Raw genomic sequence first — 19,948 nt, 5'->3', positions numbered from 1 at the left:
GCTACCGGCGATAGGCGGACCGGTTGGTTCGACTCGCCTACTTTGCGAATTTTCGGCGATCTTCGAAACCGCAGATAAAACCGACTAATCGGTATGTCATACGTAGCCGGACGGGTCTCCGGCCGGTCCGGACGCATCCCGCTTGGCCGCGTACAGCCGAAGCGACTCCACCTGAACCGGATCCAGCGACGGCCGCACCGCCTTCCGCGCCGCCGCCACATCCTCCGCCGTGACCTCCCCGGCCTCCACATCGCGGCGCATGGCGGCGAGGGCGGCCTCGCGCAGCAGCGCCGCGCAGTCGGCGGCCGAATACCCGTCGAGCTCCCGGGCCAGCTTGCGCAGGCTCACGTCCCGGGCGAGCGGCACGGATTTGGCGGCGGCGCGCAGGATTTCGGCGCGCGCGTCGGCATCCGGCGGCGGCACGAAGACCAGGCGGTCGAGGCGGCCGGGCCGGGTCAGGGCCGGATCGATCAATTCCGGCCGGTTGGTCGCGCCGACCACCACCACATCGCGCAGCGGCTCCACCCCGTCCAACTCGGTGAGCAGCGCGGCGACCACGCGATCCCCGACACCCGAGTCGCTGGACTGGCCCCGGCGCGGGGCCAGCGCGTCCACCTCGTCCAGGAAGATGAGCGAGGGCGCGGAATCCCGTGCGCGCTGGAACAACTCGCGCACCGCCCGCTCCGAGGAGCCCACCCACTTGTCCATCAGCTCCGCGCCCTTCACCGCGTGCACGCTCAGCCGCCCCGATCCGGCCAGCGCGCGTACCAGGAAGGTCTTGCCGCAACCCGGCGGGCCGTACAGCAGCACCCCGCGCGGCGGCTCGATGCCCAGGCGCTGGAACGAATCCGGATGTTCGAGCGGCCACAGCACCGTCTCGGTGAGAGCCTGCTTGGTCTCGACCATGTCCCCGACGTCGTCGAGGCTCAGGTTGCCGATGGCCAGTTCCTCCGAGCCCGACCGCGACAGGGGACGGATCACCTCCAGCGCCCCGGCCAGATCCTCCTGCAGCAGCACCGGTTCCGTATGGTCCCGGCTGGCCCGCGTCGCCGCCCGCAGCGCCGCCTCGCGCACCAGTGCCGCCAGGTCCGACACCACATAGCCGGGTGTCCGCGCCGCGATCTCCTCCAATTTGAGGTCCTGGGTGGGAACCTTGCGCAGCAACCGTTCCAGCAGGGCCGCCCGGACGGCCGCCTTGGGCAGCGACAGCGACACCTCCCGGTCGAACAGTTCGGGGGCGCGCAGCCGGGCGTCGAGGCCCACCGCGTTCGAGGTGGTCGCGATCACCGCGACCGCCGGACGCGCTACGGCGCACCGCAATTGGTCCAGGATCAGGGTGGCCACCGGTTCGGCGTCGACCGGAAGCAGCGCGTCGATATCGCTGATCAGCAGCACTCCGCCCGCGCCGGAACAGATTTCGGTCACCTTGTCCGCGACCTCGCGCAACCGGCTGCCGCCCTCGAGCGCGCCGACCGCGGGCCCGTCCAGCTCCACCAGCCGCCGGGTACCCGTCACCGCTCGCGCCAGCGTCGCCTTCCCGACCCCGGCCGGTCCGGTGATCAGCACACCCAGATGCGATGTGGCGCCGAGGGCCTTGAGCAATTCCGGTTCGTCCAGCGCCAGCTTCAGCCACTCCTTCAGCTTGGCTGCTTGCGGTTGCACCCCCGCGAGATCCGCCACCGCGACCACGGTCGCGGGCGCCGCCGAGGTCGGCCGCTGCGGTGGCGGCGCGAGGACCGCGGACTGCGGACTGCCGTCCTCGATCAGGTGGTGCGGAGTCTCGGTGACGCGCACGGTCCGGCCCAGCGAAACCGCGGTGCTCGGCAGGATGGTGACCGGCCCGGGCTGCGGATCCGTGGCGGTGACCTTCAAGACCTCCGAGGTCCATGCGATGCCCAGATTCTTCAGCGCCTGCCGGGCGGCGGCCGGATTGTCGGTGGGCAGCAGATCGCGCGGCAGCAGGGTGACGGTGTCGCCGACGGTCACGATCTTGCCCAAAAGAGCCTGCCGCAGCGTCGATTCCGAGATGGCCGACATGGCCAGGCTCGATCCGGTCAGCTCCACCCGGCGGGCGTCGTAGACGGCCGCCGGCGCGATCACCACGTCGCCGTCCTCGGGGACCTTCGCGTTGGCCAGCGTCACCTCGTCGAGCAGTGCGACACCGGTGGTGAAGTCGTGCGACGGCTTGAACGGACCGACCACCGCGGTGGTGCGCCGCCCGCCGGTGAGGGTGACGCCGTCGCCCGGCTGCAGGCCGAGCACCATCATGACTTCGGGGTGTAATCGCACCAACCCCCAGCGGGCGTCGCCGCCCGAGGAGTTCCGGCGAGCGGTCAGCTTCATTTCCGGCACGCCGTCAATTCTGCCCGTTCAGCGCTTGGTGCGATCCGGGATCTGCTCGCGGGTACCCGGGCGGCGCAGGCGCAGCCGGGCGGTGGAGACGCGCGGCACCCGACCGGCCAGCGGGCGCTGACGCCGCTGGGCCCGGCGCTGGGCGCGGCGGTCGGCCGGCTTGTGGTGCCAGGTCTCCGGGCGCGCGGCCACCCAGCGGGCGGAGTGCACGGCGAAGGGGATGTGGCCCAGGTACAGCACGACCAGCGCCATCATCAGGATGAGCGGGTAGGTGACCAGCAGTGCGGCGGCCAGGGCCACCAGCACCAGCAGGATCGGCGCGGTGCGCGGGGCCACCGACACCGACTTCATGGCCAGCGTCGGCAGGGTGCTCACGCACAGCAGACCGGTCAGCACGGTCCACACCGCGACCGCGGGGAAGCTCACCCACCAGCCGTCGTGGAACTGCTCCGACAGCGCGATGGGCAGCAGCACGATGAGCGCACCCGCGGGCGCGGGCACACCGGTGAAGTACTCCCGCTGCCAGTCCGGCCGGTTGTCGTCGTCCATCAGCGTGTTGAACCTGGCCAGGCGCAACACCATGCAGACCGCGAACATCAGCGCGATGATCCAGCCGATGCTGTCGGCGTGCAGGAAGGTCACGTACAGCACCAGTGCGGGCGCGACGCCGAAGGCGATGGCGTCGGACAGCGAATCCAGTTCCGCGCCCATCTTGGTGGTGGCATCCAGCATCCGGGCGATGCGACCGTCCAGCATGTCGAACACCGCGGCCGCGCCGACCAGTGCCAGCGCGATGCCCAGCTGGTTCTCCATGGCGAACTTCACCGCGGACAGTCCCGAGCACAGGCCCAGGATGGTCACCATGCTCGGCAGCAGGCGGACGGTGCGGTTGCGGCGGGGCGCCAGGGGCGCCGGCGCGAGTTGCTCCATCATGAATCCAGTTCGGCCAGCACCGTTTCCGCGCCGATGGTCCGCTGCCCCGGCGTCACCAGCAGAGCGGTACCGGCCGGGAAATAGGTGTCCACGCGCGAACCGAACCGGATCAGGCCGTAGGTGTCACCGATGTTCAGCTTGTCGCCGGCCTTGGCCTCGCAGACGATGCGGCGCGCCAGCAGCCCGGCGATCTGCACCACGACCACGCGCTGTCCGGAGGCGGTCTCGATGACCACGCTGTTGCGCTCGTTGCGATCGCTGGCCTCGGGCAGATCGGCGGAGAGGAACTGGCCCTTCTGGTACGCGACCTGCTCCACCAGCCCGCTCACGGGCACGCGCTGCACGTGCACGTCCAGCACGGACAGGAAGATGCTCACCCGCGGCAGCGGCGCGTCACCGAGCCCGAGCTCGGCGGGCGGCACCGCGGTGTCGACCAGCGCGACCTCACCGTCGGCGGGGGCGACGACCACGCCCGCCCGGTTCGGCGGTACCCGGTGCGGGTGGCGGAAGAAGGTGGCGCAGGCGGCGGCCGCGAGCAAACCCGTGCGGCGCAGCCACTTTCGCCGGTAACCCAGGGTGGCCACCGCGAGCGGCGCGGCGACGAAGGGCAGACCCGCGGGGTGCAGCGGCGGAACGGCTTTACGTACCAGGTCGGCGACGTGACCGAGGCCGGTCTGTTCCGGAGTGCCGGGCGGGGTGGGTCGGCGGGCCACAGGCTCCTCTTTCATGCGCGGATAAGTCTGGTCATTGACCGCGTCACACGATACGGGAAGCGCGTTCGACACTCGCGTTCTCGGTGACCGAACGCCCGTCGGCGCGGGTATGGCCCGGATGTGAACAGTCGGTGAGCCACCTGGCAGTACCCCGTGATTGTGAGCATCCGCACACATATGAGAGGCTGACCCGATTAAGATGAGGGAGCCTCATGTCTGCGGCGTCCGCTATGTCCGCTCTGGGGTGGGGAACCCGATGAAGGTCACGTTCGACGCGCAGTACATAGGAGAAAACCATGGCTGCTCGAATTGCCTCGATCAACGGGGTAGAGCACACGGCAATGCTCGGGCTCGGCGTGTACCGCCCGGAGCGAGTCGTCACCAACGATGAGGTCGCCGGACCCATCGATTCCAGCGACGAGTGGATCCGGACCCGCTCCGGCATTCGCACCCGCCGCTTCGCCTCCCCCGAGGAGACGATCATCGCGATGAGCGCCGCCGCCGCCCGCGACGCCATCGAGGCCGCCGAGATCGATCCGGACCTGATCGACTGCGTCATCGTCGCCACGTCCACCTGGCTGCTGCTCACACCCGCCGCGGCCCCGCAGATCGCCACCGAACTCGGCCTGAAAAACGTTGCCGCCTTCGACATCTCGGCTGGCTGCGCGGGCTTCTGCCACGCCGTCGCCATGGCCTCGGACCTGGTCAAGGGCGGGACCTCCCGCCATGTCCTGGTCATCGGCGTGGAACGGCTGACCGACGCGATCAACCCGAAGGATCGCGGCACCGCCTTCCTCTTCGCCGACGGCGCGGGCGCCGTGGTCATCGGCCCGTCCGACGAACCCGGCATCGGGCCCACGGTCTGGGGCTCGGACGGCACCCAGCACCACGCCATCCGCCAGGACAAGGACTGGATGGACTTCTTCCGCGAGATCGACGAGCAGGGACTCGACGCCGTCCGTCCCTATCTGGCCATGGAGGGCACGGCCGTCTTCCGTTGGGCCGCACACTCTTTGGAGAAGGTCTGCCGCGATGCCATCGAACGCGCGGGCCTGACCCCGGAGGAACTGGACGCCATGGTCCCGCACCAGGCCAACGGCCGCATCATCGAGATCATGGCCCGGGTGCTGAAACTCCCGGACAGCTGCGCCCTGGCCAATGACATCGAGGAGACCGGCAATACCTCCGCCGCCTCGATCCCCCTGGCCATGGAGGCGATGATGCGGCAGGGCGACGCCAAACCCGGCGGCACCGCCCTGCTCATCGCCTTCGGCGCGGGCCTGTCCTACGCGGCCCAGGTGGTCCAGCTCCCGAACTGGAAATAGGAATACTTCCAACCCTCTAGCCTCCGCGCGCCGCCTCTCGGCGGCGCGCGGGATCAAGAGTTATCCCCTAGCCCATATCCCAGACGACGGTCACGGTGAAGGTGACCGTCTGCTGGCCTGGCTCGAGGCTGATGTCCGGCGCTGCCCCCGGTGCGTTCTGCTTGTACATGGGCACGGGGGTAGGCGTTGTGCCGCCGCCGTTTTCGCTGATGGTCTTGACCGTCTTCAACTTCAGCCCCGACAGATCCGCGTATTGCTGGGCGCGGGACTTGGCGTCGTCGAAGGCGCGGGCGCGGGCATCGGCGAGCAGCTTGGTGTTGTCCTCCAACCCGAATGCCACCGAACTGATCCGGGTGTCATTGCCTCCGGCCTGCACTGCCGCCGACAGGACGCCCGACGCCTTGGGGAGATCGCGAACCTTCACGTGCATGGAGTTGGTGGCCCGGTACCCGCTGATGTTCCGCCCGTCCGGTCCGTAGGTGGGCTGTAAGGACAGGTCGCTGGTGCTGATGTCCTCGCGCTTGGCCCCGGCCGTGACCATGGCGTCGGTGATGGCCTTGGCCTTGGCATTGGCCTGATCCACCGCGGCGGAGACATCGCCCGCGCTCACCTCGGTGCCCAGATCGGCATTGAGCACATCCGGTGTGCCCTGGACCTTTCCATTGCCGGTCACGGTCACCGTGCGGTCGCCCGAATCCGAGCTCCCGCATCCGGTGAGCAGGAGCGCGACACCGGCGGTCGCCGCGCAGATCGCTGTCAGTCGTCGCATAGGCCGAACCTACGCTCAGCGCTCCAGGGTTCGCTTGATCTTCCCCAGGGTTTCGTTCATGCCGTCCACGAGCGCGCCCTCGAAGGGCTGCTCCCCGCCGAAGGCCTTGTCGATGGTGAACTGCAGCCAGCCGGGCAGCTTGCCCTTGGGCACATCGCGGCGCTGCAGCAGCCGGGTGCCGCCGTCGGCGGTCGGCTCGAGGGTGTAGCTCCAGACCGTCCCGTTCTCGTTCATCCGGAAGGCGATCGCGTGATTCGGCTCGAACCGGACCACCTTGGACGTGGTCGGGTAGACGTACCCCTTGGCCTTGTTGAGGTTCACCGTCCAGGTCCCGGTGTGGACCGACCGGCCCAGCGGCTGCATGCGCAGCGTCTGCGGGCTGAATTCGGGAATGCGCTTGAGATCGGAGACGACACTCCACACCTGCTCGGGGGCCGCGGCGATATCAATGCTGGCTTCGAGTTTGTTCGGCAACGCTGCCTCCGGGGACGTAACGATCGGTTACGGGCATCGTAATGCGGGTGGCGTGGGTCACCCGGCGTCCGTGGCGTGGATCACCACACCTCACCAGCACGTATAGCCGAAGCGCCCGGTTCATTCCCCAGCTGAAAATCAACTAGATCACATTCCGGGGGTGTCGATGTCCGAAATGTAATGAGCGGCGCACAATGTGGGATAGACGAAGCATCAGACACCGCCACCAGCTTCCGATTGGGAAACGTGAGGTGATCGGCCGTGAACCTGCGCTCGCTCCTGCATCGCAGGACCAAGATGGTCCCGCTCCTCCCCGCCGACGAATCCGGCGCCGATGCGGAGTCCCCCAAGACGCCCAAGCCGCCCGGACGCAAGAAGGCCAACGGGGCCTTGGAAGAACGGCTGGAGCGATTGCTCACGCCGACCGAACTGGATCTCGTTCAGCATCATCGGATTTGATCCGGGTGCCCTGGATGCCCGACTTGCGCCGCCTCGCCATACTCGATAGGTGACTTCACCAGCTGCCGCGAAGCCGGCCATCCTCAGCGTCGACGACGACCCGGGCGTCTCGCGCGCGGTCGTGCGGGACCTGCGCCGCCGCTACGGGGCGGACTATCGGATTCTGCGGGCGGAGTCCGGCGCCGACGCCCTCGAGGCGCTTCGCGAGATGAAACTGCGCGGCCAGCCGGTCGCGGTCCTGATCGCCGACTACCGGATGCCCGGCATGAACGGCGTCGAATTCCTCGAGCAGGCCATGGACCTGCACCCGTACGCGCGCCGCGTGCTGCTCACCGCCTACGCCGACACCAATGCCGCCATCGAGGCCATCAATGTGGTCGATCTCGACCATTACCTGCTCAAGCCGTGGGATCCGCCGGAGGAGAAGCTGTATCCGGTCGTCGACGCCCTGCTCGAGGCGTGGCGCGGGGACGACCACAAGCCGGTGACCGAGACCAAGGTGATCGGCCACCGCTGGTCGGCCCGATGTTCCGAGGTGCGAGAGTTCCTGGCGCGCAACCAGTTGCCGTATCGCTGGTACCAGGTCGACGAGCCGGAGGGCGCGCGGCTGCTGACCGCCGCCAATGCCACCGAGGAGCAGTGCCCGGTCATCATCAACCCGGGCGGCGACGTGCTGATCATGCCGACCGACGCGCAGCTGGCCGAGGGCGTGGGCCTCAATACCGATGCCTCCAGCGACTTCTACGACCTGATCGTGGTCGGCGGCGGACCGGCCGGTCTGGGCGCGGCGGTGTACGGCGCGTCCGAGGGCCTGCGCACGGTCCTGGTGGAACGCACCGCGACCGGCGGGCAGGCCGGGCAGAGCTCGCGCATCGAGAACTACCTGGGCTTCCCGGACGGGCTCTCCGGCGCGCAGCTGGCCGACCGGGCGCGGCGGCAGGCGGTGAAATTCGGGGCCGAGCTGATCACCGCGCGCGAGGTGGTGGCGCTCGAGGCGTGCGGTTCGGCCCGGGTGGTGAAATTCGCCGACGGCGGCAGCGTCGCGGCGCATTCGGTGCTCATCGCGACCGGCGTCAACTACCGGCACCACCCGGCCCCGGGCGTGGACGAATTCACCGGGCGCGGCGTCTACTACGGCTCGGCCATGACCGAGGCCAGCGACTGCGCCGACAAGGACGTCTACATCGTGGGCGGCGCGAACTCGGCGGGCCAGGCCGCGGTATTCCTGTCGCGGCGGGCCCGGACCGTGCACATCCTGGTGCGCGGCGAATCGCTCGAGGCGTCCATGTCGCACTATCTGATCCAGCAGATCGAGCAGATCCCCAATATCAAGGTGCACACCCGCACCGAGGTGGTCTCCGCCGACGGCGACGACCACCTGGAACGCATCGTGCTGCGCGACAACGCGAACGGCACGGAAGAAAAGGTGGACGCGGAACGTTTGTTTCTGTTCATCGGCGCCGCACCGGAAACCGATTGGCTCGACGGCGTCGTCCGGCGCGACGAGAACGGCTATGTGCTGGCCGGACCGGACCTCATGGTGGACGGCGAACGACCCGCGGGCTGGGAACTGCCGCGTCCCCCGCAGCATTTGGAGACCAGCGTGCCCGGCGTTTTCGTGGCCGGTGACGTGCGGTCGGAGTCGGCGAAGCGGGTGGCCTCGGCGGTCGGCGAGGGCGCCATGGCCGTCATGCTGGTGCACCGCTGGCTGGCGAAACAGTAGGAGTGGGTGAATGGGCAACCTCGGATTGATCTGCGACCCGAACGAACTGCGTCAGCTGTTCCTGTTCGAGAAGCTGAACGACGAACAACTGGCCTGGCTGTGCAAGGACGGCCGGGTCGAGATGTTCGAACCCGGACTGGTCTTCCGCGAGGGCGATCCGGCCACCTGCTTCTACGTCCTGATGGACGGCGAGGTGGTGCTGACCAAGATGTCGGGCGGCGAGGAGATCGAACTCGTGCGCACCGGGCACATCGGCTCGTACTCCGGCGCGTGGACCGCGTACATGGGCGACAAGGTCGAGCAGACCTACACCGCCTCCTTCTACGTGACGCGGCCGTCGAAGTTCTTCGTGCTCGACGCCGGCACCTTCGCGAAGATGATGCAGGAATGGTTCCCGATGGCGCTGCACCTGCTGGAGGGCGTCTTCTTCGGCAACCGCAATGCCAATGAGCGCATCGGGCAGCGGGAACGGCTGCTGGCGCTGGGCTCGCTGTCGGCGGGCCTGACCCACGAGCTGAACAATCCCGCCGCGGCCGCCGTGCGCGCCACCTCCTCGCTGCGCGAGCGGGTGGCCGGGATGCGGCACAAGCTGAAGATGATGGCGCACGGCAAGTTCGACTCCAAGACGCTCGAGGCGCTGGTGCAGCTGCAGGAGGAGGCCGCCGCGCAGGTCGCCAAGGCCCCAAAGCTCACCTCCATGGAGGCCGCCGACCGCGAGGACGAACTGGGCGACTGGCTGGAGAACCACGACATCGCCAACGGCTGGGATCTGGCCCCGAACTTCGTGCAGGCCGGCTTCGACATCGACTGGCTGGAGAAGGTGCACGGCACCCTGTCCGGTTGCGGCCCCGACGTTTTCGAGGGCGCCATCCGCTGGCTCAACTACACGGTCGAGACCGAACTGCTGATGAACGAGATCGGCGACTCCACCACCCGCATCTCCTCGCTGGTGAACGCGGCCAAGCAGTACTCGCAGATGGACCGGGCCCCGTTCCAGGTGGTGGACATCCACGAACTGCTGGATTCCACGCTGGTCATGCTGGCCCGCAAGATCGGCGACGACATCACGGTGGTCAAGGAATACGATCCGGCGCTGCCGCCGGTGCCCTGCTACGCCGCGGAGATGAATCAGGTGTGGACCAACCTGATCGACAACGCGGTCGCGGCCATGGGCGGGCGCGGTACGCTCACCATTCGCACGTATCGTGAAAACGAGTGCGCCGCAGTGGAAATCGGTGACACCGGCCCGGGTGTGCCGGAGGAGATCCGGACCCGCATCTTCGAGCCGTTCTTCACCACCAAGCCGGTCGGCGAGGGCACCGGGCTGGGGTTGGACATCTCGTTCCGGATCGTGGTCAACAAGCACCACGGCGATATCCGGGTCGAAACCGAGCCCGGCAACACCAGATTCATCGTCCGGCTGCCGCTCGAGGCGGTCAATCCCGCGGAAACCGAAGTGGCGCAATCGACTACCGGAGGCAACTGATGACCGAACAGATCGAAGGCATCGACACCGCCGTCCCGCCCAGCGGTTCGGGCTGCGTGGAGTGCGACGCCGCGGGCGGCTGGTGGGTGCACCTGCGCCGGTGCGCGCAGTGCGGGCACGTCGGCTGTTGCGACATGTCGCCGAATCAGCACGGCACCAAGCATTTCGAGAGCACCGGGCACCCGTTTATCCAGAGCTTCGAGCCGGGTGAGGACTGGTACTACAACTTCACCAACAAGGAGATGTACGAGGGCGGCCCGGAACTCGCGCCGCCGCACGCGCATCCGGCGAATCAGCCGGTGCCGGGCCCGGCGGGGCGGGTGCCCGCGGACTGGCAGCAGCACCTGCACTGACGTCCGAGCTTTCCCTTCCGGGAGTCGCCGGGGCCGGGTACGCTGCTGCGAGCGTCGGGCCGGTCCCGGTGCCAGGCACTCTCGGGAAGTTCGGAAAGCAGGGTATGAAGCGACTTTCGATCGTCGCCCTCGCAGCCGGTGCGATGGCGTTGACTCTCGCCGGTTGCGGCGGTTCGGACAAATCCGCCGATTCGAGCGGCCTGAAGCAGGCCGGCACCACCACGGCGGCCAGAACCACCAACCCGGCCGCCGCTTCCACCTCCGTCGGAGCCCTGGTGCAGCCGCCCGCGGACGCCCCGACCAGTGCCACCGCGGCCAAGAAGACCACCGCGCCCGCCGGGGCCCAGACCACCTGCGGCGACTTCCGTGACCTGTCGGAGGACACCGAGAAGCAGGTGATCGACCAGATTCTGGCCGCCCACCCCGGCTCCTTCCTGGACGGCAGCCCGAATGTGGCACTCGGTACCGCCAAGCTGGCCTGCCTGGCCTCGACCTACGCCAACACCCCGGTCGCCGTCGCAATCCGGGTGGCGCCCAAGTAGTTTCGTTCCCGATCTCCATTAGGGAACCATTGGCGCTCCATGAGCGCAGGGGCGCACGGTGGCGGCGTGTGGATAGTCACCACCGGCACCCGCCTTCGCAGGCGTATCGTCCTCAAACGATTGCGCACAACGAAGACGGGTGGCTTGATGGATGCCGACGGGCTGGTCGAATTCGAACGGCACCGGCCGCGATTGTTCGCGCTGGCCTACCGCATGCTGGGTTCGGCCGCGGAGGCGGAGGACGCCGTGCAGGAGACCTATCTGCGCTGGGACGCCTCCGATCGCACCGAAATCCGTTCCGCCGAAGCCTGGTTGACCACGTTGCTGGTGAATCAGTGTCGTACCTGGCTGGATTCGGCGCGCTCGCGGCGCGAGACCTACGTCGGCCCGTGGCTGCCGGAGCCGGTCCCGACCGGACGCGGTGAGCTCGGGCCGCTGGAGTCGGCCGAGCAGCGGGAACTGGTCTCGATGGCCTTCCTGGCCCTGGCCGAACGCCTCAGCCCCACCGAACGCGCCGTCTTCGTCCTGCGCGAGGCATTCGGGTACGCGCATCGCGAGATCGCCGACATGCTCGGGCTCACCGAGGCCAATTCGCAGCAGGTGTACCGCCGCGCCGCCCATCGCGTGCAGGAGGAGCGGCCACGCTTCGAGACCGCCCCGGCGCACGCGCGCGAACTGGTCGAAAAATTCCTCAGCGCAGCGCAATCCGGTGATATCGCGGCGCTCGAGTCCATGTTCACCGCCGATATCGTGGCGCTGGCCGACGGCGGCGCGAAGGTCAACGCGGCCAAGCGGCCGATCCTGGGCGCCGAGAAGGTGGCCCGGTACCTGGTGGGCCTGTTCGCCAAGTCCGCCGCGATGCCGGACGTCACCTTCGCGATCCAAGAGGTCAATGCCGCACCGGCCTTCGTGGTCCGGATGGGCGAGACCGTGATCGGCACGGTGTCGGCCGCGTGGTCCGGGGAGTCGATCAGCTCGGTCCAGGTCGCCGTGAACCCGGACAAGCTGGCCTACTTCGCCCGCCACGATCGCGAGTTCGCCGGCGAAACCGCTGTTTAGCGGCGGTTTTCGCGCCGCGAATCGCTATGTGACTCAGGGCACAACCGAAATCTGTCAGGGATCGCGGTGCTGTCCGGTCTAGAGGGTGTCGGCCACCGAGCGGGGGCCGGGTAAGGAGCACTCTCATGACCGGGCAGCATCGAATCGTGGTTCTGGGCGCGGGTTACGCGGGACTTGCCGCCGCACAGCGGGCGGGCAAGGCCAAGGGCGTGCGCGTCACGGTCATCGACTTCCACACCGAATTCGTCGACCGGGTGCGGCTGCACCAGGTCACGGCCGGTCAGGACGTGCGGCGCTGGGAGCTGCGGGAGAACCTGGCGGCCAAGGGCATCGAGTTCGTGAACGGCCGCGCCGAGCGCATCGACACCGCCGCCCGCCGCGTCGAACTGGCCACCGGCGACACCGTCGAATACGACTCGCTGATCTACGCCCTCGGCAGCCGCGCCGACCTCTCGATGGTGCCCGGCGCCGCCGAATTCGCCCACACCGTCGCGACTTCCGAGGACGTGCGTCGGATTCCGGAGCTGAAGGGCCGGGTGGCCGTGGTCGGCGGCGGCGCGACCGGCCTCGAAACCGCCACGGAGCTGGCCGAATCGCGCCCCGACCTCGAGGTCGCGCTGGTGAGCTCGGACGAGCCGGGCGGCTGGCTGATCCCCAAGTCGGTCGCGCACATTCGCACCGTGCTGGACCGGCTCGGCGTCGCGGTGCACGTGGCCAAGGTCGCGGCGGTGACCGCGACCGGCCTCGAACTGGTGGACGGCGACCGCATCGACGCCGACATCGTGCTCTGGACAACGGGTTTCACCGTGCCCGAGGTGGCGGCCCGCTCGGGCTTCCCGGTGGACGGACGCAATCGGATCCTGACCGACGAGACCCTGCGGGTGCTCGACCTCGAGAACGTCTACGCGGTCGGCGACGCGGCGGTCATGGTGGGGCACAACGGCCGCGAGGCGCGGATGTCGTGCCAGGCGGCGCAGCCCGCGGGCAAGTACCTCGGCGGCGCGGTGGTGGCGCGGGTGCACGGCAAGCAGCCCAAGGCTTTCCGGCCCCGCTTCGTCCTGACCTGCATCAGCCTCGGTCGTCGGGATGCCGTCGTCCAGTTCATGAAGGCCGACGATTCGAACGGCAACACGGTGCTGACCGGTCGCCCGGGGGCCTGGATCAAGGAGCAGATCGTGGCGGCCGTGGGCCGGGCGGCCAAGGGGTGATCCACACCGCGCCGATCGTCAACTCATGGTTGACTAACCTTCGGTGGTCAACCTAGAGTTGACGCATGACGAACTCCATCCGCCTCGACGATCTGATCGACGGCATCAAGAAGGCCCGCCCCGACGACGTCCTCGAGCAACTCTCCGATGCCGTGGTGCTGGGCAACCACATCGGTGAGGTGGCCGACCATCTGATCGGCCACTTCGTGGACCAGGCCCGCCGCTCCGGCGCCTCCTGGACCGATATCGGCCAGAGCATGGGCGTCACCAAGCAGGCCGCGCAGAAGCGCTTCGTGCCCAAGGCCCCCGCCGATCCGGGTCAGGCCGCCGCCCTCGACCCCAGCGCCGGCTTCGCCCGCTTCACTCCGCGCGCCCGCCACGTGGTGATGGCCGCCCAGGAGGAAGCCCGGTCGGTCGGCAATCTCGAAACCCGTTCCGAACACCTGATTCTCGGGCTGCTCGCCGAGCCGGAATCCCTCGCGGTGAAAGTCATCGAGGCCAAGGGAGTCTCCGTCGACGCCGTCCGCCGGGTGGCCACGGCCGCGCTCCCCGCCGCCACCGGCGACCCCGTCCCCGCCCTCATCCCGTTCGACGCGCAGGCCCGCAAGGCCCTCGAGTTGACGTTCCGCGAGGCCCTGCGGCTGGGCCACAACTACATCGGCACCGAGCATCTGCTGCTTGCCCTGCTGGATCAGGAGAACGGCTCGGGCATCCTGTCCGGCCTGGGCCTGGACAAGGACGCCGTGCAGGCCGACATCGTGGCGCTGCTGGGTTCCCTGCCCGTGCCCGGTGTGACCGCGCCCGCCGCTGACGAGTAGTCGGCGTGTCGTTGCACCATGCCATCGACCTGGTGATGTAGGGCCCGCACCCGCTCCCGCGCCACCGGGTCCCATGGTGTGCATGATGCGCCAGATACGATTGTGGAATGGCGGGCGACGAGGGTTCCGACCTAGTTGCGGGGGAAATGCGCGCTGACCTGCTGCGCGCGCTCAGTTATGTCTCCACCGAGGACACGCCGGACGGCGGCTACATCGTGAACGGAGACCTCCCGCCGGAGGTCGCCCCACCGTTCATCCGGGCCATCATGCGCATCGAAGCCGAACTCCTCCTCCAAGATGCCGAACTCGTCACTGTCGAACACGGCGAGCCCCGCACCCCGGAGGAGCGACGGACGGACGCTTTGATCGCGCTCCTGCTCCGTGTAGACGACCGTTCTCACTTCTCGTAGTCCTGGTGAGGCATCGGCCGCCGAGATCGCTCGTGCGGCCATTCGCCGGTTCTCCGTAACCTTGCACTCGCCCGGGGCGAGTGCTAGAAAGGGGTTTGGCACTCCGTACCCGTGAGTGCTAGGTCGGAACGGTGAGGCCGGTACCTCCGGTCGTCCGTCGCGGGCACCGAAGCTGACCAGATCATGCCCATCCCTGATCTGGAGGATCTCAACGCAATGGCCAAGACAATTGCGTACGACGAAGAGGCTCGCCGCGGACTCGAGCGTGGCCTGAACAGCCTCGCCGACGCTGTCAAGGTGACCCTGGGCCCCAAGGGCCGCAATGTCGTGCTGGAGAAGAAGTGGGGCGCCCCCACCATCACCAACGATGGTGTCTCCATCGCGAAGGAAATCGAGCTCGAGGACCCGTACGAGAAGATCGGCGCGGAGCTCGTCAAGGAAGTTGCGAAGAAGACCGACGACGTCGCGGGTGACGGCACCACCACCGCCACCGTGCTGGCCCAGGCGCTGGTCCGTGAGGGCCTGCGCAACGTGGCCGCCGGCGCCAACCCGCTCGGCCTGAAGCGCGGCATCGAGAAGGCCGTCGAGGCCGTCACCGCCTCGCTGCTCTCGACCGCCAAGGAGGTCGAGACCAAGGAGCAGATCGCCGCCACCGCCGGTATCTCCGCGGGCGACTCGTCCATCGGTGAGCTCATCGCCGAGGCCATGGACAAGGTCGGCAAGGAAGGCGTCATCACCGTCGAGGAGAGCAACACCTTCGGTCTCCAGCTGGAGCTCACCGAGGGCATGCGCTTCGACAAGGGCTACATCTCCGGTTACTTCGTGACCGACCCGGAGCGTCAGGAAGCGGTCCTCGAGGATCCGTACATCCTGCTCGTCGGCTCGAAGATCTCGACCGTCAAGGACCTGCTGCCGCTGCTGGAGAAGGTCATCCAGGCCGGCAAGCCGCTGCTGATCATCGCGGAAGACGTTGAGGGCGAAGCGCTCTCGACCCTGGTCGTGAACAAGATCCGCGGCACCTTCAAGTCCATCGCCGTCAAGGCCCCGGGCTTCGGCGACCGCCGCAAGGCCATGCTGGCCGACATCGCCATCCTGACCGGTGGCGAGGTCATCAGCGAAGAGGTCGGCCTCTCCCTGGAGACCGCCGGTCTGGAGCTGCTGGGCACCGCCCGCAAGGTCGTCATCACCAAGGACGAGACCACCATCGTCGAGGGCGCGGGCGACCCGGAGGCCATCAAGGGCCGGGTGCAGCAGATCCGCACCGAGATCGAGAACTCGGACTCGGACTACGACCGTGAGAAGCTGCAGGAGCGCCTGGCCAAGCTGGCCGGCGGTGTCGCGGTGATCAAGGCGGGCGCGGCCACCGAGGTCGAGCTCAAGGAGCGCAAGCACCGCATCGAGGACGCCGTCCGCAACGCGAAGGCCGCCGTCGAGGAGGGCATCGTCGCCGGTGGTGGCGTGGCCCTGCTGCAGTCGGCTCCGGCGCTGGACGCGCTGACCCTGACCGGTGACGAGGCCACCGGCGCGAACATCGTTCGCGTCGCGCTGTCCGCGCCGCTGAAGCAGATCGCCTTCAACGCGGGCCTGGAGCCCGGCGTCGTCGCCGAGAAGGTCTCGAACCTCCCGGCCGGCCACGGCCTGAACGCCGACTCGGGCGAGTACGTCGACCTGCTGGCCGCCGGCGTTGCCGACCCGGTCAAGGTCACCCGCTCGGCGCTGCAGAACGCCGCCTCCATCGCGGCGCTGTTCCTCACCACCGAGGCCGTCGTCGCCGACAAGCCGGAGAAGGCCGCCCCCGCGGGCGACCCGACCGGCGGCATGGGCGGCATGGACTTCTAGTCCGCGCCTCCGGCAACGGAATTGAATGAACCGGGCCCGGTCACCTGACGGTGACCGGGCCCGGTGCTGTGAAGAGGTGAACGAGGGCCCGGCCACCTTGCGGTGGCCGGGCCCTCGGCTTTGTGGGGGTGGGGGAGGTCGCCGGACCCGGTTTCGTTGTGGGGGTTCACATTCCGCTGGTGAAGCGGGCGTTGCGGATGGCGTCGGCACGTTCGGGGAGGACGGTGTCCACGAGGGCTGCGATACGGCCCATGACCGGGGTGAGACGGCGGGGGCGGTCGGTGATGGCGTCGCAGATTATTTGGCCGCCTTCTTCAGCGGTGAGGGCATTGGCGGTGGTCTCGGTGTAGATGGGGTTCGCCGTGATCATGTCCGTGCGGACCAAGGGGAGGTAGATCGAGGTGAATCTCAGGTTCTCGGTGTGGGTTTCGGCTTGGAGGTTGGTGCTCAGGGAGTCGAGGGCGGCCTTGGAGGCGACGTAGGCGGCGTAGCCGGGGCCGCCGTAGAGGTTGGCGAGGGAGAGGATGTTGATGATCTGGCCCTCGCCGGAGGCGCGCATGGCGGGTGCGAACGCCAGGATGAGGCGGACCGGTGCGAAGTAGTTGAGGCGCATGGTGCGCTCGTAGTCGTGGAAGCGGTCGTAGGACTCGTCCAGGCGGCGGCGGATGGAGCGGCCCGCATTGTTGACCAGGATGTCGACGCGGCCGTGGTCGGCGAGCACCTTCGCGGTCATGGCGTCGAGGGCGTCGAAATCGTTGAGATCGCACGGGTAGGCGGCGGCGCGGCCGCCGCGGCCCTCGATTTCGGCTACGGCGCTGGCGAGTTCGTCGGCGCGGCGGGCGACCAGCAGGACGGTGGCTCCGGCGGCGCCCAATTCGAGGGCGGCGACGCGGCCGATGCCGGAGGAGGCCCCGGTGATCAGGACCGTGCGGCCGGTGACCGCGTCGGCGAGGGTGCGGTTGCGGCGCAGCCGCGAGAGGCTCACCTGGGTGTCGAGGCCGTGTCTGATCTTGTGGAGCAACCCGCTGATGTCCTGCATAGTTAGGGATGCTAAGTGCCGCACCGCGATTCGGTCGGTGAGTCGCGAATTTGGTTCTTACTGGTGGCGAGCGCAGCTGTAGGCCTGGATCGACGGGCCGTCACCCTGGCCCCGCAACTCGCGGCAGTGCTGTCGAATCCATTCCAGACGGTCGTCCTTGGCCGGGGTGATGAAGACCAGCCCGACCTGGCCGGAATTGATCATCGCCGCCACCTGATCGGTCGTGGGGACCGGTGACTCGCCGGTGAAGCCACCGATGCTCGGCACCTGATCACCGCTGACCAGGATGAACGGGGCGGCCAGGACGGCGGTGTAGGTGAGCAGCGGATAGCGCGGGTGGCTCGGCATTTTCGCGAGTTCGTCGTCGAGTTCTCGTGCGCTGCCGATCGACGAGGCCATGAATCCCTGGGTGACCTGCCGGGCGGCTGCCGACTCGTAAGGGGTGTCGAGCGGGCCGTATCCGTCGGCGACCACCGATAGTGCGGCGGCGGAGGGTGCGGCCAGTGCCGCGACCAGAAGCAGTGCGGCCGACAGCGCTTCCCGAACTCGGACGGCGGCGACGACGAGCGCGACGGTGAAGACCACGAGCCCGATGCGCAGCCAGTTCGGCGCGGCAGCCGAGAGCCACCAGCCGTAGACGGCCGTCGCTCCGACCGCGACAGGTCCGAGCATGCGCACCCGCCGATCGGTGGATTCCCGGAAAGCGTTGGCCCCCATGCCGATCAGAGCCGCGATCGCCGGAGTGAGCACCGCCAGGTAGTACGGGTTCACGGTGCCGATCATCAGGAAGACCGCCAGATGGATGAGCAGCCAGCCGCCCCACAGCACCAGCGCCGCGGTCTCCCTATCCGTGCGCGGTCGCCGCCGTGCGGCCCAGGCCAGGACGACCAGGCAGACCAGCGCGAGCGGAATCAGCCACCCGGTTTCGCGCCCGCCACCCCCGCCGAAGAGATGATCGAACCGGTGGTCCGGGCCGATCACCAGTTCCGCGCGATAGCCACTCTGGCCCTCGCCGGCGGCGAAGTTGGCGGCCCCGATACCGAATCCGTCATTGGCCCGGCTGGCTCCGTTGTAGACGAAGACCTGCTCGAACAGTGAGTTGTCGTGACTGCCGTCGACATAGGGCCGGTGTTCCGCGGGCAGCAGGCTGACCAATGCCATCCAGCTCAGCGAAACCGCCAGCGCGACCGCCCCGAACCAGGCCAGACCCGTGATCCGTTGCCGCAGTTCACTTCTCGATGCGGCGATCAACGCCGCCGCCGCCACTGCCGGGACCACCAGCCAGGCCTGCAGCATCTTGGCTTGGAAGGCGAGACCGATGAACAGCCCGCAGTACAGCAGATCCCGTGTTCGTCCCGAGGCGATCGCGGCCGTAGCGCGATCCGCCGCCAGGACGAGCAACAGCACCAGCAGGGTGTCGGAGATATTGCCGCGGTTCAGCGCGACCGTCGCCGGCGCGACGGCCGCGACCACCGCGGCGACGATGGCCGCGTACGGACCGGACAGTCGCCGTACCGCTCGATAGAGCACGAGGACCGTGAGCACGCCCTCGATGACCTGCGGCAGTTGATACGCCCAGAGTTGTGGTCCGAAGATCCGCACGGACAGTGCCTGGATCCAGATCGCCCCCGGCAGCTTGTCGATGCTGATGGTGCCCGCCGGATCGAAGGCGGCGAAGAAGAAGTTGTGCCAACTCATGCTCATCGACCGCGCGGCGGCCGAGTAGTAGAGATGCGGCGTCCGCGACCCGATACCCCAGACATAGAGCGCTCCCGCCACCGCCGCCGTGGCGAGCAGGGCGGGCCGGGCCCAGCGCGGCTGGTCTGCCGGACCCCGCAACCATCGCGACCAGTCGGTGCCGAACCGTGCGGGAGCTGCGATTACGCCTGTCACAGACCTAATCTCGGACGCCGCCGGGTGGGTGTCAAAGGAAATCAACCCGTGGGCGGAGGGCATCCGAGGGGAATCGGCCCGCAGGCGTAGATGAGCCCATCGCGGGGTGGAGGGCGGGGTCGTCAGCGATGCGGATGACGCTCGGAGAGAGTGACCGCCACATCGATGGGCCGGATGCCGAGCTGCTCGGCGGCCGCCGCGACGGCGGCACGCACCTCGGCGTCGTCGGGGTAGGTCGGGTCGTAGAGGAGTTCGACCAATTCCATGGCCGCAATCGCCTGCTCCCGGGTGACCAATCGACCCGGCAACCAACTAACGCGCCAGTCGGTTTCTTTAAGTCCGGGCAGTCTTTCCGCGAACTCGTCCACGACAGCGCTCGTAATCGACCAGTCGCAGACGTACACATGAGCCAATTTAGTCCTCTGACCAGCCGATTTGACTCTGTTCGTAGCAACACGTAACTTATTCCAGGTCAGAGCGACACGGACACCGACCCAGAGCCCCAAGGGCCTGGGAAACGAGGTTGGACGAGGAGCGCCTGATGATCAAGATC

General features: G+C 68.3%; 19 protein-coding genes. 11 read left to right on the top strand and 8 right to left on the bottom strand.

The window, feature by feature from the left end:
- Nucleotides 1–96 precede the first annotated feature (96 nt).
- Genes ON43_RS33020 through ON43_RS33010 form a run of 3 tightly spaced genes read right to left on the bottom strand, consistent with a single transcriptional unit; the run spans nt 97 to nt 3,998 of the window.
- Nucleotides 97–2,343 (bottom strand): AAA family ATPase, encoded by a 2,247-nt coding sequence (locus tag ON43_RS33020; protein WP_051179574.1) that lies wholly within the window; start codon nt 2,341–2,343, stop codon nt 97–99.
- Between the two features lie 27 nt (nt 2,344–2,370).
- Nucleotides 2,371–3,282, bottom strand: coding sequence for a CDP-diacylglycerol--serine O-phosphatidyltransferase (gene pssA / locus ON43_RS33015; RefSeq protein WP_051179564.1), 912 nt, complete (start codon nt 3,280–3,282; stop codon nt 2,371–2,373).
- Entirely contained in the window at nt 3,282–3,998 is a 717-nt protein-coding gene (locus ON43_RS33010; RefSeq protein ID WP_040813954.1) for a phosphatidylserine decarboxylase, read from the bottom strand. The genes pssA and ON43_RS33010 overlap by 1 nt, the downstream gene beginning before the upstream one ends.
- A 296-nt stretch (nt 3,999–4,294) precedes the next feature.
- Here ON43_RS33010 and ON43_RS33005 point away from each other — a divergent pair, with 296 nt between their 5' ends.
- The gene (locus ON43_RS33005; RefSeq protein WP_040813826.1) at nt 4,295–5,323 is read left to right on the top strand and encodes a beta-ketoacyl-ACP synthase III; all 1,029 of its coding nucleotides are present in this window, start codon (nt 4,295–4,297) and stop codon (nt 5,321–5,323) included.
- A gap of 67 nt (nt 5,324–5,390) precedes the next feature.
- Here ON43_RS33005 and ON43_RS33000 read toward each other — a convergent pair whose 3' ends face one another.
- Both ON43_RS33000 and ON43_RS32995 read right to left on the bottom strand, forming a co-directional pair.
- A complete protein-coding gene (locus ON43_RS33000) occupies nt 5,391–6,092 on the bottom strand; it encodes an SIMPL domain-containing protein (protein ID WP_040813824.1) in 702 nt (233 codons plus the stop codon).
- Nucleotides 6,093–6,107: 15 nt separating this feature from the next.
- The gene (locus ON43_RS32995; RefSeq protein WP_040813822.1) at nt 6,108–6,566 is read right to left on the bottom strand and encodes an SRPBCC family protein; all 459 of its coding nucleotides are present in this window, start codon (nt 6,564–6,566) and stop codon (nt 6,108–6,110) included.
- A 261-nt stretch (nt 6,567–6,827) separates the two neighbouring features.
- On the opposite strand from ON43_RS32995, the gene ON43_RS32990 reads away from it, so the two are divergent.
- The 10 genes from ON43_RS32990 (at nt 6,828) to groL (ending at nt 16,463) form a co-directional block, all read left to right on the top strand.
- Nucleotides 6,828–7,025 carry a hypothetical protein gene (locus ON43_RS32990; RefSeq protein WP_040813820.1) on the top strand — a complete coding sequence of 66 codons (198 nt, stop codon included), beginning with the start codon at nt 6,828–6,830 and terminating at the stop codon, nt 7,023–7,025.
- Between the two features lie 49 nt (nt 7,026–7,074).
- Nucleotides 7,075–8,748: an NAD(P)/FAD-dependent oxidoreductase gene (locus ON43_RS32985; protein ID WP_040813819.1), complete on the top strand. Its 1,674-nt coding sequence runs from the start codon at nt 7,075–7,077 to the stop codon at nt 8,746–8,748.
- Nucleotides 8,749–8,758: 10 nt separating this feature from the next.
- A complete protein-coding gene (locus ON43_RS32980; RefSeq protein WP_040813817.1) occupies nt 8,759–10,234 on the top strand; it encodes an ATP-binding protein in 1,476 nt (491 codons plus the stop codon).
- The gene (locus ON43_RS32975; protein WP_040813814.1) at nt 10,234–10,587 is read left to right on the top strand and encodes a UBP-type zinc finger domain-containing protein; all 354 of its coding nucleotides are present in this window, start codon (nt 10,234–10,236) and stop codon (nt 10,585–10,587) included. The genes ON43_RS32980 and ON43_RS32975 overlap by 1 nt, the downstream gene beginning before the upstream one ends.
- Nucleotides 10,588–10,691: 104 nt before the next feature.
- Nucleotides 10,692–11,129, top strand: coding sequence for a hypothetical protein (locus ON43_RS32970; protein WP_040813813.1), 438 nt, complete (start codon nt 10,692–10,694; stop codon nt 11,127–11,129).
- Between the two features lie 39 nt (nt 11,130–11,168).
- Nucleotides 11,169–12,188 carry an RNA polymerase sigma-70 factor gene (locus tag ON43_RS32965; protein ID WP_306304992.1) on the top strand — a complete coding sequence of 340 codons (1,020 nt, stop codon included), beginning with the start codon at nt 11,169–11,171 and terminating at the stop codon, nt 12,186–12,188.
- Between the two features lie 125 nt (nt 12,189–12,313).
- Nucleotides 12,314–13,396, top strand: a complete 1,083-nt coding sequence (locus ON43_RS32960; RefSeq protein ID WP_051179562.1) for an NAD(P)/FAD-dependent oxidoreductase — start codon at nt 12,314–12,316, stop codon at nt 13,394–13,396.
- Between the two features lie 65 nt (nt 13,397–13,461).
- Nucleotides 13,462–14,214 carry a Clp protease N-terminal domain-containing protein gene (locus tag ON43_RS32955; protein ID WP_040813811.1) on the top strand — a complete coding sequence of 251 codons (753 nt, stop codon included), beginning with the start codon at nt 13,462–13,464 and terminating at the stop codon, nt 14,212–14,214.
- Between the two features lie 107 nt (nt 14,215–14,321).
- Nucleotides 14,322–14,624 carry a hypothetical protein gene (locus tag ON43_RS32950; protein WP_040813809.1) on the top strand — a complete coding sequence of 101 codons (303 nt, stop codon included), beginning with the start codon at nt 14,322–14,324 and terminating at the stop codon, nt 14,622–14,624.
- 216 nt (nt 14,625–14,840) lie between these two features.
- A complete protein-coding gene (gene groL, locus ON43_RS32945; protein WP_040813948.1) occupies nt 14,841–16,463 on the top strand; it encodes a chaperonin GroEL in 1,623 nt (540 codons plus the stop codon).
- A 166-nt stretch (nt 16,464–16,629) separates the two neighbouring features.
- On the opposite strand, the gene ON43_RS32940 is transcribed toward groL, so the two are convergent.
- The 3 genes from ON43_RS32940 to ON43_RS45150 all read right to left on the bottom strand — a co-directional run bounded on the left by ON43_RS32940 (nt 16,630) and on the right by ON43_RS45150 (nt 19,703).
- Entirely contained in the window at nt 16,630–17,502 is an 873-nt protein-coding gene (locus tag ON43_RS32940; RefSeq protein ID WP_040813807.1) for an SDR family NAD(P)-dependent oxidoreductase, read from the bottom strand.
- 57 nt (nt 17,503–17,559) lie between these two features.
- The gene (locus ON43_RS32935; protein WP_157514272.1) at nt 17,560–19,395 is read right to left on the bottom strand and encodes an ArnT family glycosyltransferase; all 1,836 of its coding nucleotides are present in this window, start codon (nt 19,393–19,395) and stop codon (nt 17,560–17,562) included.
- A 122-nt stretch (nt 19,396–19,517) separates the two neighbouring features.
- Nucleotides 19,518–19,703: a hypothetical protein gene (locus tag ON43_RS45150; RefSeq protein WP_157514271.1), complete on the bottom strand. Its 186-nt coding sequence runs from the start codon at nt 19,701–19,703 to the stop codon at nt 19,518–19,520.
- Between the last annotated feature and the right edge of the window lie 245 nt (nt 19,704–19,948).

Origin of the sequence: Nocardia concava NBRC 100430, assembly GCF_000308815.1 — a bacterium.
In the GTDB taxonomy this organism is placed as follows: Bacteria; Actinomycetota; Actinomycetes; order Mycobacteriales; family Mycobacteriaceae; genus Nocardia; species Nocardia concava.
This window is presented reverse-complemented; position numbering and strand designations above follow the sequence as displayed.

Excerpts from the sequence above, each read along its gene's own strand:
- ON43_RS33020 (WP_051179574.1), bottom strand. The coding sequence starts at position 2,343 with ATGAAGCTGACCGCTCGCCGGAACTCCTCGGGCGGCGACGCCCGCTGG.
- pssA (WP_051179564.1), bottom strand. The coding sequence starts at position 3,282 with ATGGAGCAACTCGCGCCGGCGCCCCTGGCGCCCCGCCGCAACCGCACC.
- ON43_RS33005 (WP_040813826.1), top strand. The coding sequence starts at position 4,295 with ATGGCTGCTCGAATTGCCTCGATCAACGGGGTAGAGCACACGGCAATG.
- ON43_RS33000 (WP_040813824.1), bottom strand. The coding sequence starts at position 6,092 with ATGCGACGACTGACAGCGATCTGCGCGGCGACCGCCGGTGTCGCGCTC.
- ON43_RS32980 (WP_040813817.1), top strand. The coding sequence starts at position 8,759 with ATGGGCAACCTCGGATTGATCTGCGACCCGAACGAACTGCGTCAGCTG.
- ON43_RS32975 (WP_040813814.1), top strand. The coding sequence starts at position 10,234 with ATGACCGAACAGATCGAAGGCATCGACACCGCCGTCCCGCCCAGCGGT.
- ON43_RS32970 (WP_040813813.1), top strand. The coding sequence starts at position 10,692 with ATGAAGCGACTTTCGATCGTCGCCCTCGCAGCCGGTGCGATGGCGTTG.
- ON43_RS32965 (WP_306304992.1), top strand. The coding sequence starts at position 11,169 with ATGAGCGCAGGGGCGCACGGTGGCGGCGTGTGGATAGTCACCACCGGC.
- ON43_RS32960 (WP_051179562.1), top strand. The coding sequence starts at position 12,314 with ATGACCGGGCAGCATCGAATCGTGGTTCTGGGCGCGGGTTACGCGGGA.
- ON43_RS32955 (WP_040813811.1), top strand. The coding sequence starts at position 13,462 with ATGACGAACTCCATCCGCCTCGACGATCTGATCGACGGCATCAAGAAG.
- ON43_RS32950 (WP_040813809.1), top strand. The coding sequence starts at position 14,322 with ATGGCGGGCGACGAGGGTTCCGACCTAGTTGCGGGGGAAATGCGCGCT.
- groL (WP_040813948.1), top strand. The coding sequence starts at position 14,841 with ATGGCCAAGACAATTGCGTACGACGAAGAGGCTCGCCGCGGACTCGAG.
- ON43_RS32940 (WP_040813807.1), bottom strand. The coding sequence starts at position 17,502 with ATGCAGGACATCAGCGGGTTGCTCCACAAGATCAGACACGGCCTCGAC.